Source organism: Psychroflexus planctonicus, assembly GCF_014640195.1.
Taxonomy (GTDB): domain Bacteria; phylum Bacteroidota; class Bacteroidia; order Flavobacteriales; family Flavobacteriaceae; genus Psychroflexus; species Psychroflexus planctonicus.
In genome coordinates, this window is sequence record NZ_BMGM01000005.1 from 184543 (window position 1) to 198166 (window position 13624).

General features: G+C 37.0%; 9 protein-coding genes and 1 pseudogene. 4 read left to right on the top strand and 6 right to left on the bottom strand.

Annotated elements, in window-relative coordinates; translation table 11 throughout:
• Nucleotides 1-6: 6 nt before the first annotated feature.
• Nucleotides 7-3132, top strand: a complete 3126-nt coding sequence (locus IEV72_RS06925; RefSeq protein ID WP_188458374.1) for an efflux RND transporter permease subunit — start codon at nt 7-9, stop codon at nt 3130-3132.
• A complete protein-coding gene (locus IEV72_RS06930; RefSeq protein ID WP_308420163.1) occupies nt 3129-4538 on the top strand; it encodes a TolC family protein in 1410 nt (469 codons plus the stop codon). Before IEV72_RS06925 ends, IEV72_RS06930 begins: the two co-directional genes overlap by 4 nt.
• Nucleotides 4539-4544: 6 nt before the next feature.
• Here the strand turns inward: IEV72_RS06930 and IEV72_RS06935 are convergent, their stop codons facing one another.
• From IEV72_RS06935 to IEV72_RS06955, 5 genes are all read right to left on the bottom strand, one after another.
• Entirely contained in the window at nt 4545-6590 is a 2046-nt protein-coding gene (locus IEV72_RS06935) for a transporter-like protein (RefSeq protein WP_188458375.1), read from the bottom strand.
• 89 nt (nt 6591-6679) lie between these two features.
• Nucleotides 6680-9043, bottom strand: a complete 2364-nt coding sequence (locus IEV72_RS06940) for a S9 family peptidase (protein ID WP_188458376.1) — start codon at nt 9041-9043, stop codon at nt 6680-6682.
• Nucleotides 9044-9241: 198 nt separating this feature from the next.
• On the bottom strand, nt 9242-10231 hold the full coding sequence (locus IEV72_RS06945) for a DUF1028 domain-containing protein (RefSeq protein WP_188458377.1): 990 nt from the start codon (nt 10229-10231) through the stop codon (nt 9242-9244).
• A gap of 54 nt (nt 10232-10285) precedes the next feature.
• On the bottom strand, nt 10286-10939 hold the full coding sequence (locus IEV72_RS06950; RefSeq protein ID WP_188458378.1) for a CoA transferase subunit B: 654 nt from the start codon (nt 10937-10939) through the stop codon (nt 10286-10288).
• Between the two features lie 126 nt (nt 10940-11065).
• Nucleotides 11066-11761, bottom strand: a complete 696-nt coding sequence (locus tag IEV72_RS06955) for a CoA transferase subunit A (protein ID WP_188458379.1) — start codon at nt 11759-11761, stop codon at nt 11066-11068.
• 258 nt (nt 11762-12019) lie between these two features.
• On the opposite strand from IEV72_RS06955, the gene IEV72_RS06960 reads away from it, so the two are divergent.
• Together IEV72_RS06960 and IEV72_RS06965 are read left to right on the top strand one after the other, a co-directional pair.
• A complete protein-coding gene (locus IEV72_RS06960; protein WP_188458380.1) occupies nt 12020-12274 on the top strand; it encodes a type II toxin-antitoxin system Phd/YefM family antitoxin in 255 nt (84 codons plus the stop codon).
• Nucleotide 12275: 1 nt separating this feature from the next.
• Entirely contained in the window at nt 12276-12533 is a 258-nt protein-coding gene (locus IEV72_RS06965; RefSeq protein ID WP_188458381.1) for a Txe/YoeB family addiction module toxin, read from the top strand.
• A gap of 14 nt (nt 12534-12547) precedes the next feature.
• On the opposite strand, the pseudogene galE reads toward IEV72_RS06965, so the two are convergent.
• Nucleotides 12548-13579, bottom strand: a pseudogene (galE, locus tag IEV72_RS13700) (UDP-glucose 4-epimerase GalE).
• Nucleotides 13580-13624 lie beyond the last annotated feature (45 nt).

Below are 13624 nucleotides of genomic sequence, written 5' to 3' on the forward strand. Positions count from 1 at the left end.
GAAAGTATGCTCAAAACATTTATCAACAGACCTGTACTTTCTACTGTTATTTCCATCATTTTAGTGATGTTGGGTATTTTAGGTGTTTCCGATTTGCCCGTTACACAATATCCAGATATTGCACCACCTACCGTTCAAGTTTCAGCGACTTATCCGGGTGCTAATGCCGAAACCATTATTGAAAGCGTCATCAATCCGTTAGAAGAACAAATCAACGGTGTAGAAGGCATGACCTACATTACGTCTACTGCAAGTAACGATGGTTCGGCACAAATCAATATTTTTTTTAAACAAGGTTACGACCCCGATATTGCAGCTGTAAATGTTCAAAATAGAGTAGCACGTGCCAACGCAGTATTGCCTGAAGAAGTAGTTCGAGCGGGAATTATTACCCAAAAGAAAACCAATACAGCCTTAATTTACATTTCTGCCTATTCATCTAACCCTACTTACGACGATACCTTTGTACAAAACTACTTAAACATCAATGTAAAACCAGAATTAGAACGCGTTGATGGGGTTGCCGAAGTAAATGTTTTTGGCGGAAAAGATTATGCCATGCGGGTTTGGCTAAACCCAACTAAAATGGCAAATTACGGATTAAATGCAGCCGAAGTAATTGCAGCCATTCGCGAACAGAGTATTGAAGCCGCTGCGGGAGCTTTGGGTCAAAATGCGGGGGAAGCTTTCGAATTGACCATTAAATACGATGGGCGTTTCAAAAATAAAGAAGAATACGAAAACATTATTATAAAAGCTTTCAACGATGGCAGTATTCTTCGTTTAAAAGATGTAGCTACTATAGAATTGGATGCGTTTTCGTATGTATCAAAAACCCGCTCCAAAGGTCATCCCGGAATGAGTTTTGGCGTGTTCCAAACGCCCGGTTCCAACGCACAAGAAATCATTGAAGAACTTTATGTAAAACTGGAAGATTTAAAAGCTGACTTCCCCGAAGGCATGGATTACATCATTAATTATGATACCAATAAGTTTCTAACGGCCTCCATCGACAAAGTAAAAACCACTTTAATTCAGGCGTTTTTGTTGGTTTTTGTGGTGGTGTTTATCTTTTTGCAAGACATCAAAACCACTTTAATTCCTGCCATTGCCGTTCCTGTTTCCTTAATTGGTACTTTCTTTTTCATGAATCTGTTTGGCTACTCCATCAACTTGCTCACGCTTTTTGCTTTGGTCTTAGCGATAGGAATTGTTGTAGACGACGCCATTGTAGTTGCCGAAGCCGTGTATACCAAAATTGAAGAAGGTTACGACAACGCCCGAAATGCTTCCATTACAGCAATGCAAGAAATCAGTGGCGCCATTATATCAACCACTTTGGTGATGGCAGCGGTTTTTGTTCCGGTAACCTTTATTAAAGGGCCAGCCGGTGTGTTTTTTGAACAATTTGGCGTCACCTTAATCATCGCCATTTTCATTTCATCTGTAAACGCACTAACACTAAGTCCAGCGCTTTGTGCTTTGATTTTCAAACCCAAAAATCAGCAGAAAAAATCTTTTTTAAATCGATTTTATACTGCATTCAATACAGGATTTGACGCCACAAAACAAAAATACTCCAAATCGCTTGGCTTTTTAATTCGCTACAAATGGATAAGCTTCGGAATATTGGCTCTTGCCATCGGTGCTATTTTTTGGATAGACAATAGCACACCCAAAGGTTTTGTCCCGACCGAAGACCGTGGCGTCATTTTCATGAACGTAGAACTTCCACCCGGCGCCAGTTTAGATCGAACTTTTACAGCGACCGACAGCATTTATCAAAGCATAAAAAAAATCAAAGGTATTCGGAATGCTTCCATCACCAGCGGACGAAATTTCTTCGCCGGTTCAGGAAGCTCTTACGCACAAGGCTTCATCATTTTAGATGCTTGGGAAGAACGCACAAGCGATGAAACCAGTGTTGACGCTTTAATCGCTAAAATGAATGAAGCAACAAGTGATATTTACGATGCCAACATCATTTTTTTCACACCATCAAGTGTTCCGGGATATGGAAGCGCCGATGGATTTGAAGTGCAATTAGTCGATCAAAAATACGGTAGCTTAGACGATTTAGACAAAGCAGCAAAAGAATTTGTGAGCCTACTAAATCAAGATCAACGGGTTGCTTTTGCATCCAATTCCTTCAACACTAATTTTCCACAATTGCGATTGGATATTGATGTGGCTAAAGCTAAAACCAGCGGAATACAAATTAATAATATCGTAGGAACACTTCAGGCTTACATCGGTGGTTTTTACGTAAGCGATTTCAACCGATTTGGAAAACAGTTTCGGGTTTTTGTACAGGCATATCCAGAAGACCGACAAAAAATAGACGATCTGAACAGTATTTTTGTGAAAACGCAAAACGAAGAAATGGCACCCATCTCTGAATTTGTGAGTTTAAACAAAGTTTACGGTCCACAAACGGTAAAACGCTTCAATTTGTTTAATGCAGTTGCCATCAATGGTTCATCTGCACCCGGATTTAGCTCGGGAGAAGCAATTGAAGCCGTTCGGGAAGCAGCGGAACAACTCCCCAATAATTATGGAATCGATTTTTCTGGAATCACACGTGAAGAAGTAAACGTAGCAGGTCAATCTATAATTGTATTTTTACTTAGTGTGTTGTTTGCCTATTTCTTCTTAGCTGCACAGTACGAAAGTTATTTGCTTCCATTTGTGGTCATTTTATCTTTGCCAACTGGAGTAATGGGCGCCTATTTAGTTACCTTTATCTTTGGTTTAGAAAACAATATCTATTTTCAAATCGCTTTGGTAATGCTGGTCGGTTTGTTGGCTAAAAATGCTATTTTAATTGTAGAATTTGCTATTCAACGCAGGCGACAAGGCTACAGCATTGTGCGCTCTTCTTTAGATGCTGCCAATACTAGATTACGCCCGATTTTAATGACTTCACTGGCATTTGTGCTTGGTTTGTTGCCTCTGGTTTTAGCGACAGGTGTTGGAGCAAAAGGAAACCAATCCATCGGAACGGGAGCTGCCGGTGGTTTACTAATTGGTACTATTTTCGGAATATTTATCATTCCTGTATTCTTCAGTATCTTTCAATTTCTACAGGAAAAAATTACAGGTAAACCCGAAATTACAAAACCAACTGAATGATGAAAAATTGGAAATCTTATAGCTTATTATTTACTTTTTTCAGCTTCATTTTGTTGATGCAATCCTGTTTTGTGGCGAAAGATTATGAAACTCCAGAAGATTTTAAACCAGATGAAAAGCTTTTTAGAACCGATGAAATTCAGCAAGACTCCACTTCTATAGTCGATTTTTCATGGAAGGAAGTATTTACAGACAGCATACTTCAAAATCACATTGAAACCGCCTTAGAAAACAACTTAGATATTCGTATTGCATTGCAACAAATCGCCATAGCTAATTCCTATTCCAAAGAAGGAAAGGCAGGTTATTTCCCAAGTTTGGAATTGGGTGGTGGTGTGAATTATCAAAATTTAGCTCCCAATTCGCAGTTTGGAGATTTCTTTAACTCCATTACACAATATGAATCTTCGGTAACATTAGCATGGGAAGCCGATGTGTGGGGAAAAATTAGAAGCAATCGCAGAGCTACACAAGCAGAATTTTTCCAGAGCATTGCGGGACATCAAGCCGTAAAAACCAGACTTGTTGCCGATGTAGCTTCAACTTATTTTGAACTTTTATCCTTGGACGAGCGTATTTCCATTACAGAAGAAACCATAGCGACACGCGAAAAAAGCCTAGCTACAACGGAAGCCTTAAAAGAAGCTGGACAACTTACCGCTGTTGCCGTAAAACAAACCGAAGCACAATTGTACACGGCAAAAGCCATTTTAATCGATTTAAAAAATGAATTGCGCATAGCGGAAAATACCCTGTCCATTTTAAAAGGCGAAGAACCCAAGTCTCAAAAGCGTTCGAGCTTGCAACAACAAGACATCAATCAGGAAATGAAAACAGGTGTGCCTTTAAATTTGCTGAGTAACAGACCCGATGTATTGCAGGCGGAAGCTTCATTTAGAAATGCATTTGAATTGACCAACGTAGCACGAACCAACTTTTACCCATCATTCAATTTAACTTCCAATGTAGGTTTACAAAGTTTAAGCTGGAGCGATTTTTTCAGTTTAAACTCGGTATTTTCGAATGTATTAGGCAATTTCACTCAACCTTTATTTAATCGTAGAGCCATCAAAACCCAATTGGAAGTAAGCGAAGCCCAACAAGAAATCGCTGCCTTGCAATTTCAACAAACCTTATTAACTGCGGGTAGAGAAGTTTCAGATGCTTTATACAGCTACGAAATGCTTTCTGAAAAAGTAGAAATAAAAGAAAAGGAATTCCAAGCTTATGAAAAAGCCTTCGATTATTCAGAAGAGTTGCTTAAAAAGGGACTTGCCAATTATTTAGAAGTACTTACTGCGCAAGAAAATGTGCTCAATACGGAATTGGATTTGGTAAACAATCAACAAGCTTTACTGCAATCCAGCATCGATTTATACCGCGCTTTAGGCGGTGGTTGGCGGTAATTGACATCAATTTTCTGTTTTAATATCTTCTTCTGATTGTTCTTTTCTTGGTGGCCAGAAAAATACACTTGGACTGTTAAAAAAATAAGTGCCTACAGAAATAATAATCGCTTTAAACTCAAAAAGTGGAATCCTTCTCGACCTAAAAGCTAATAACATTGACAGACCAAAACTCACCCAAAAATTCATAAAACCAATACCAAAAATTCCAATGAAAGACCAAATCATCATCTCTGTAGAAAGGGTGAAACCTGAACCATACATACCCAAAGCAAAATTTCCACTAGAAAAGGCAATGTGACGAATGTCTAAATTCAATCCAAGAAAAACACCAATAGAAGCTGTACTTCCCATAAACACACCAAACCAAAAATTAGACATGATGCCAGCCCATTTTTTTTCAATAAATTGAGCCAGTTTTAAAGCAAATTTTTTACCGAAGCGCTTTTTAAGAAAAGGGTGTTTACCTATTCTGGCATAAATGTTATTAAATTTATTTCGGTTGGCTATTCCACCAGCAATAACGCCAGATAAAAATAAAAATATACCTGCAATACCTGCATGAAATATGGCAAGCGATTTACTAGGGTTTAGGTTTTTAATCAGTTTTTCCCATTTGGCTTCTGGAATATTGTAATCGATATTCAAATCTACTAGATAAACCACCAACATGGCTACGGGAAAAGCCATGATGACGTTTCCGATAAATGCCACAATTTGAGAACGAAATACTTCCGAAAAAAGCTTCGCAAAAACCTTGTGCTTGGTGCGTTTGGAACCTTCTTTTTTTAATCCCTTTTCTAAAGCAGAAATCAAAGTAGAAGCCGTCATGGCAGGTTGCTTGGTGGCTAAAGTAAAGCCGAGCAAATACAAAATTACAAAGCCTATAGAATAATTCATACTAAACACAAAAGCTTCGCCAAAACTGCTAAGTTCCAACTTAGAAAGCAACACCTTAGATACACACATCAAACCAACAATAAGGCCACCACCTATGGATGTTCGCAACATATTAAAGTAACCTTTTTTGTTTTCTGTAATGTAATGTTCTCCCGTTTTGGCAGTTTGTTCAGTAATTTCGTAAGACAAAAGTCGGGTGCCTTCATCAAAAAACTTTCTGATGTTGTTTTTGTAGCAATTGTGTTTGATGAGTCTTTTACCCAGATTAATGGTATTTTCTCTCAAGTCATTTTCATCATTCCCAGCAAGAAAAGGCAAAGTAACTTCAAGGCGAATAAGTTGTCTTTTAATGCGCATTAAAATTTGATTTACCCGAAGTGAAATGCCAAATTTCTTACTGTTTTTAAAGGCTTGATTTACATAATCTTTACATTGTTGAAGCAATACAAAAAGATGTTTAAAATCTTCATCATCTGGATCGATGCAATGTTTATCATCATTTAAAATTCGTTTTTCAATAAGGCTCAAATCGTTTTGAAAAGCCACAAACGGACTTTCCAAATTGTTGTATTCGGGAACCATTTTCATCACTTTAGCTTCCAAAGCATTGCCACAAATCCGCAAGGTCATGACTTCAAAAGCAAACAGCAATTCAGATAGTGGTGATGCTACTTCTTTAGATGTGTGAAAAGGCTTAAATTCTAAAAGGGTGAATAAAATTCTAAATTCACCCGGATCGATTTTTTCTATCCACTCTGGGTCTGTCGACTTATAAAAAACTTGATTTAAGATGTATTCTAAATTGCTTTCTTCAGGTTGCTTGGGCAAGAACCTATCGAATAATTTTTCTTTTATTTCATACAAAAAATCAGATTCTTCGGGTATGCCTGCATCGCTGATAATGGCATGGAAAACTTTTTCTTTTAATAGTGCATTAATGTAGGCGGCAAAATTCGCTCTGTAGGAGTTATTGCTTTCTAAAATTTCGATGAAAGGAACTATTGAAACAGCTTGGTCTTCCTTTATTTTTTTTGGTCTGAAAAAATCTACCAATTTCACCAACAAGTCTAGTTGAGAGCTTACATTTTCCCATGAATCATCTTTAAAATAGGTGTTGAAATACTCCTGTAAATCTTGTTTTTTATCGGTCATATTCAGTAAAAACTCAAATTTAGCACGCTTTTATGGATTATGGGTACTATTTATTTTGGTTTTAACCAAGTGCAGCTGTCATAAACAAATTAATATTTCTCTAGCAAAGTTTCATCAAACAACTTTAAAATGCGTTTGTATTCATCTATCCAACTACTGGGTTGGGTAAATCCGTGACCTTCTATGGGATAAACTGCCATTTCCCAATTATCCTTTTGCAACTCAATTAAGCGTTGAGATAAGCGTACCACATCTTGAAAATGCACATTGGTGTCAATCATGCCGTGCGCAATGAGCAGGTTTCCTTCTAAACCTTCAGCAAAGTAAATGGGACTGGATTTTCGGTAAGCATCTGGGTCGGTAGTCGGTTCGTTTAAAATGTTGCTGGTATACGCATGATTGTAGTGTGCCCAATCGGTAACCGAACGCAAAGCCGCGCCGGCAGCAAAAGTTTCTGCTTCATTAAACATTGCCATTAAGGTGATGAATCCGCCATAGCTTCCACCGTAAATTCCTACTTTTTCTGAATCAATCCCATACTTTTCTACTAAAAACTGAACTGCATCTACTTGGTCACTTAAATCTTTTCCGCCCATATGTCTATAAATTCCAGTTCGCCAATCGGCTCCATAACCTGCACTTCCACGGTAATCTACATCAATTACGGTGTAGCCTAAATCGCTTAGCAAATTATGAAACATGTATTCCCGAAAATAACTCGACCACCATCGATGCGCATTTTGTAAATAACCTGCACCGTGCACAAAAACTACTGCCGCATTGTTCTTTGCTTCGGAAGTGGGTTGATATAATCTAGCATGTACTTCAGCTCCATCAGAAGCTGTAAACGTGATGAATTCAGGCGTTTTCCAATTATACGCTGTAAATTCATTTGAAGCTCCATTGGTCAACTGAACGGGTTTTGCTTTAGTCGAATTTTTCTGCAAATACAATTCCAAAGGTTGATTGGCGGTAGAATGTAAAATAGCCAAGTGCTTTTCGTCTGGCGAAAGGCTAACCATATTGCTTCCCTTCATGGAAGTGAGCTGTTGTTTTTTACTTCCGTCCATCTTCATTTTATAAAAATGTCGTTCGCCGGAATGCACTTCTGAAGATGTGAAATACCAATGTTTTTTATCATTAGAAATAAAAGAATCAAAAATTTCAAATTCACCAGAAGTCAATGCTTTTTTAGTATTCGTTTTCAAATTGAAGCGGTACAAATGTGAATAACCCGTTTCTTCAGATTGAAAATAAATTTCATCGTGATTTGGTATAAATCCCCAAGTTGCATAATTAGCGTAGGAGTTTATGCCAGGTCCACCAATCCAAGCTTCGTTGTGTTGATGGTCGAGCACTTTTAAGGATTTGTTTTCAGCATCAATACTGCAAATCCAGCGATGTTTATTGTCGTTAGAACGAATGTCTATCACTGCGAAATCACCTCTTTCAGAAAACTTTACTTCCGAAAATTGAAGGCTTCTTTCCCAAACGCTCCAATCTTTGTCGGGATAATCTTTTGTGAATTCTGGGAGTTTGGTTAAATCAGGCAAGTCAGGTGTTTCAATTTGAAAAACCGTATCTTGTTTTATATCATACAGGTATAGTTCTTCGGCAGCGGGTTTTTGTCCTACTTTTGGACGTGTAGAAAGCTCTTCGGTATACCCTGATTCATCAACAAAATCAGGAACAAAAGTAGCTTTGCTTTTGCTGGGTAAGCGTAGCGAAAAATAAATGTGTTCTAAGTTTGGCGAAAGTTGAATCTGCCGAAGTTGCTTGTCTTCTTGGTAAAACACAAACTTATCTTCACGTTCTTTTCGTTGATTTTTTCTAGCTTCGGAAGCTTCCTTTTTAGCTTTAACTTCTGCTAACAAGTTTCGGTTTTCTTCTTCCAACCAAGTTTCGGTTTCATTTTTTGAAGAATTGGAACCGGAAGGCTTATTTCCTTTTTTGAAGTTAGTTAACTTTTCTAGTTTCATACGTTCTACATCCAAAAGAAATAGATTCCCATTGTGTTGAAAGCTGATGTGTTGATCTGAAATAAATTCAGCATTACCTATTCGACCATCCAGTTCTAAAATGGTCTTGGATTCGTTTTTAGAAAGCTTATAAATGATAAGTTGGTTTCCTTCGGTTTTTAATTTACGTTTTTGGTCTTTACTGTATGATGCAAAAGTGGAAGCGGTTTCTTCTTTTTCATGTCTTGCAATTTTTTGAAGCTTTTCAAAATTTTTACCGCTCAGCATATAAATGGAATCGTCTTCAGGACGGCTATTTCGGTCCTGAAAATAAATGATTTTACTTTGTTCATCCCATTGAATGTTCTCTGGAGAAACTCCCATCCAACTCGGATGCTGCATGATGTGTTCTACGCTTAAATTTGAAGTTTGGGCGTAAAAAACGGTGTTTGCAAACAACAAAACGAAGCTAATTATAGTGTATTTATATTTCATAGTTTTTGAGATTTAATACCATTGTTTTTGTCACAAATACTCGTCAATAAAGCTTCGTGTTGATTAGCGCATTAGTGACTTTTCATTTTAATTTCCACAACTTTTTTGCCACAAACCTACTTACAGTAAGCAGGTTCACGAATGTACACCAATAAATACTTCGTGTTAATTAGTGCATTAGTGGCTATTTCAAAAAACCTATTTTTCTAATACTTTTAAATCTTCTCTGGTAAGAGAAATTACTTCCACTTCTACCAATCGGTATAACAAATGTTGCCAATTAGAATGTTTACTAATAATTTTCTTCATTTCTCGAGTTCCTTTTTCTTTTTGAGGAGATTGCATCATGGCCAATGCTTTCCAAAATTGAATTTCGATGTTTTCGGGCTGAAGTTTTTCTGCTTCTAGGTACAAATTAAGTGCTTTGCTGAAATCTTTTTTCTCTAAAGCTACATCGGCTTCATTCATGTATTCATAGGCACGATGAACTTCTAAAAGTCGCTCCAATTCATCTAATGGATAGGCTGCATCATCAACCCGTAAATCAATTTTTTTAACCGCGGGATTTATTGTTTTGTCTGATTTTCCATCTACAACCACCAAAGCAGCAGATTGCATTCCACGAATATCGCCACCGGCATTTTGTGCTTCTTTTAAGGTAGCTAAAACACGCTCAGCTAAAGGCAAATTTCTATTTCGTTGATAGGCTTCAACCATGGCAGGAACAACATTTTTATTACTCATCATATTGGCTTGAACCGAAAAATTGGTTCCTACATAATGTGAAGCTTCTGCAATGCATTGTTCGCCTGTGTAAGCAAAAACTTCTCCCCGACTATTCATGATAGCTACTTGCCGAAAAGCTGCACCTTCATCTTTACTCATCACTTCTGAAAAAGCTTCTTTAGGCTGCGCACCTTCTTCTAAAAATTCAAGTCCTTTAATACCATAATCTACATTTGCAAAAGATTGGGTTGCTACCACACCTACGCCTGCTTTAACCCAGGGTACCACTTTGCCAACCGCAAACCAATGGCTTTGCACACCCACAGCCATTTCGCCTGTTTTTTCATCGTAAGCAACTATGGAATAGGTATGGGCAAAATCGTCTTGTAAAGGAATTTTTTGCGATGTAGCATATTGAATAAAAACAGCTGAAAATAGCAGTGCGAAAAGTATATTTTTCATTGAAAAGTTTTTAGAATTGAATAAAATTGAAACAAAATTTGATTTTTTTGAAGCTTACAACTTCATCTCAGGCACCTCGTTTGGAACAATCATTTCACCTTCAGTAGCATTTTTTATTTCTTCTACACTCACGCCTGGTGCTCGCTCTAGTAATTTGAATTTTCCACCTACCACTTCTAAAACGGCTAAATTGGTTACAATTTTAGTTACGCATTTTACTCCAGTAAGCGGTAATGAACAGGATTTGAGTAACTTTGAAGCGCCCGCTCTATTGGTATGCATCATGGCCACAATAATGTTTTCGGCAGAACCCACCAAATCCATTGCGCCGCCCATTCCTTTTACCATTTTACCTGGAATTTTCCAGTTGGCAATATCGCCTTCTTGCGAAACTTCCATCGCACCCAAAATGGTTAAATCTACGTGCTGACCACGAATCATTCCGAAACTCATAGCCGAATCGAAAAAACTGGCTCCTGGACGAGCCGTGATGGTTTGCTTTCCCGCGTTGATTAAATCGGGATCCACTTCGCCTTCTAAAGGAAATGGTCCCATGCCTAAAATTCCATTTTCGCTTTGAAATTCTACTTCTATATCGTCTCTAACAAAGTTGGCTACCAAGGTAGGAATGCCAATTCCTAAATTTACGTAGTATCCATCTTTTACTTCTTTGGCTATGCGTTGTGCTATTCCGTTTTTGTCTAACATGTTTTATAATTTGAAAATTATCTAATTTGATAATTTTGTTTTTTTTGCTGTTGAAATTATTTTCATAGGGATTGATTTATTGTAGAGATGTTATAATATAGCATCTCTACAACCAAAAAAATCATATTATTTCCTCACCGTTCGTTGCTCAATTCGTTTTTCGTAATTTTTTCCTTGGTAAATGCGTTGTACAAAAATGCCAGGAATGTGCACAAAATTAGGATCCAACTCGCCTGGTTTTACCAATTCTTCCACCTCAACAACTGTAATTTTTGCTGCTCCGCACATATTGGGATTGAAATTTCTAGCCGTTCCTTTAAAAATTAAATTTCCCGCTTCGTCTCCTTTCCATGCTTTTACAAAGGCAAAATCGGCTTTAAAAGCAAGTTCCATGATGTGCGGTTTACCATCGAATTCACGTACTTCTTTTCCTTCTGCGACTTCGGTTCCGTAACCTGCTGGAGTATAAAATGCGGGTATTCCGTGTTGAGCCGCTCGACAACGTTCGGCTAAAGTTCCTTGCGGAATTAAATCTACCTCCAACTCACCACTGAGCATTTGACGTTCAAATTCAGCATTTTCGCCCACGTAGGAAGAAATCATTTTTTTGATTTGCTTTTGTTGAAGCAAAAGACCCAAGCCAAAATCGTCTACTCCTGCATTGTTTGAAATACAGGTCACATTTTTTACATTTCTGCGTACCAACTCGGCTATGCTATTTTCTGCAATTCCGCTTAAACCGAAGCCACCCAACATAAAGGTCATTCCATCTTCAACCCCTTCGAGTGCTTCTTGAGCGTTTGCTACTACCTTTTTAATCATCTTTCAAAATTTTAGTGAAAAATACTTAAATTTTAGGCTTTCGGCAAAAATTGACTGATAAAAATTAGTAATCTTGAAATTGCAAAGCAGCATAGTCAGAGTAAAGATATAAGGTCTTTCTTATTCAATATGCTTCACATTTTGTAGCATTCACGAATTCTTAGAAATATGAATTGGTTTTAATGGCTTGATGAATAGTCTATTTTAAATTCAAAAATCAAAATATTGTACATATATTTGTACTAAATGTAGTTTTCAATGTTAACCACAAGTGTTTCAAATTTCAGAAAAGACATCAAGTCTTACATCGATAAAGTAATTAACAACTTTGAAACTTTAATTATTAATCGGGGAAAAAACTCGGGAATTGTTGTTATTTCTTTAGAAGAATACAATTCCTTGATGGCTACTCAGCACGAATTATCGTCTAAGAAAAACGAAAAACGACTTGATTCTGCTATAGAAAAAATCAACAGTAATAAAACTTTTAAAAAAGAACTAATTTCAGATTAATATGAAATATGTTTTTGTTGATGAATCTTGGGAAGATTATCTGTATTGGCAAAAAACAGATAAACGAAAACTGAAAAAAATTAATCAATTATTAAAAGATATAGCTAGAAATCCTTTTGAAGGAATTGGCAAATCTGAGCCCTTAAAACACAAATATACTGGTTTTTGGTCAAGACGAATAGATAGTGAGCACCGATTGATTTATAAATACAATGAAAATGAAATCCTAATCGCTAAATGTAGGTTTCATTATGATTAATCACCAACAGACTACTATTTTTCAAGCATTTCAGTTGTAGCTACCGTTCTAAACCCAACATGGTCTGAACTGGAATTTTCGGCATTGCCCATTCTGGCTGAAATTCGAAAACTGGCACAGTAAGACTCGTGGCATAAAAATGAACCGCCTTTGATGACGTGTTCTACTTCATTCGGATTGTTAGGACTGTATGATGTTTCTGCTCCTTTGGGGTTTTGGTGAATTGTATTTTGATCTAAATTGGCATAGTAATTTACGTTTAGGTAATCGCTTGTTATTTCCCAAACATTGCCCATCATATCATATATACCAAGTGAATTTGACGGATAAGATTTTACTGGGGCCACAAAATCAAATCCATCTTTAATTGGGTAATCGTCACCAAAAACCATTAATTTTTCTCGGATTCCGACAGCGGTTTGGGTAATGTACGGCATCAAATTATTTGGGATGCCGTTGGGTAATTCGCCAATTAAACCCGATTCATGTGCACCGATGGGATTAAAATATCGCAGGGAAATGGCTGAAAAATCAGGTTGAGCTTTAATCACATCATCTAAAATTTCTTCGGCTATTTTTTTGGTATTTCCATAAGGAGAAAAAGGACGCTGTGTAGGTTCGTTTTCGGTGATGGGTAAATTTTCTGGAGTTCCCTACACCGTTGCCGAAGATGAAAAAATAAAGTTTGAAATGGTATTTTCTTGTAGAGCTGATAGTAAATTTATTAAAGAAAACAAGTTGTTTTGGTAGTACATCAAAGGTTTTTCAACCGATTCCCCTACTGCTTTATGCGCCGCAAAATGAATTACCGCTTTGGCGTCTTTATGTTTTTTTATGACTGCATAAGCTTGCTGTTCGTCAGCTAAATTTACTTCTTCAAATTGAAGCAAAACGCTTGTTATTTGTTCAATTCTACTTAAGGATTTTTTTGAAGAATTGGACAAATCATCTACAATTACCACTTCAAAATTGTTTTCAATTAACTCAATTACAGTGTGTGAACCAATGTATCCACAACCACCAGTTACTATTACTTTAGCTTTCATAAGAATAAATTTTAAAACACAATAGTAGGATTTTTCAAACTAACA

What these genes read in the sequence shown, in the direction of transcription:
- IEV72_RS06925 (WP_188458374.1), top strand. Translation starts at nt 7, where the DNA reads ATGCTCAAAACATTTATCAACAGACCTGTACTTTCTACTGTTATTTCC.
- IEV72_RS06930 (WP_308420163.1), top strand. Translation starts at nt 3,129, where the DNA reads ATGATGAAAAATTGGAAATCTTATAGCTTATTATTTACTTTTTTCAGC.
- IEV72_RS06935 (WP_188458375.1), bottom strand. Translation starts at nt 6,590, where the DNA reads ATGACCGATAAAAAACAAGATTTACAGGAGTATTTCAACACCTATTTT.
- IEV72_RS06940 (WP_188458376.1), bottom strand. Translation starts at nt 9,043, where the DNA reads ATGAAATATAAATACACTATAATTAGCTTCGTTTTGTTGTTTGCAAAC.
- IEV72_RS06945 (WP_188458377.1), bottom strand. Translation starts at nt 10,231, where the DNA reads ATGAAAAATATACTTTTCGCACTGCTATTTTCAGCTGTTTTTATTCAA.
- IEV72_RS06950 (WP_188458378.1), bottom strand. Translation starts at nt 10,939, where the DNA reads ATGTTAGACAAAAACGGAATAGCACAACGCATAGCCAAAGAAGTAAAA.
- IEV72_RS06955 (WP_188458379.1), bottom strand. Translation starts at nt 11,761, where the DNA reads ATGATTAAAAAGGTAGTAGCAAACGCTCAAGAAGCACTCGAAGGGGTT.
- IEV72_RS06960 (WP_188458380.1), top strand. Translation starts at nt 12,020, where the DNA reads ATGTTAACCACAAGTGTTTCAAATTTCAGAAAAGACATCAAGTCTTAC.
- IEV72_RS06965 (WP_188458381.1), top strand. Translation starts at nt 12,276, where the DNA reads ATGAAATATGTTTTTGTTGATGAATCTTGGGAAGATTATCTGTATTGG.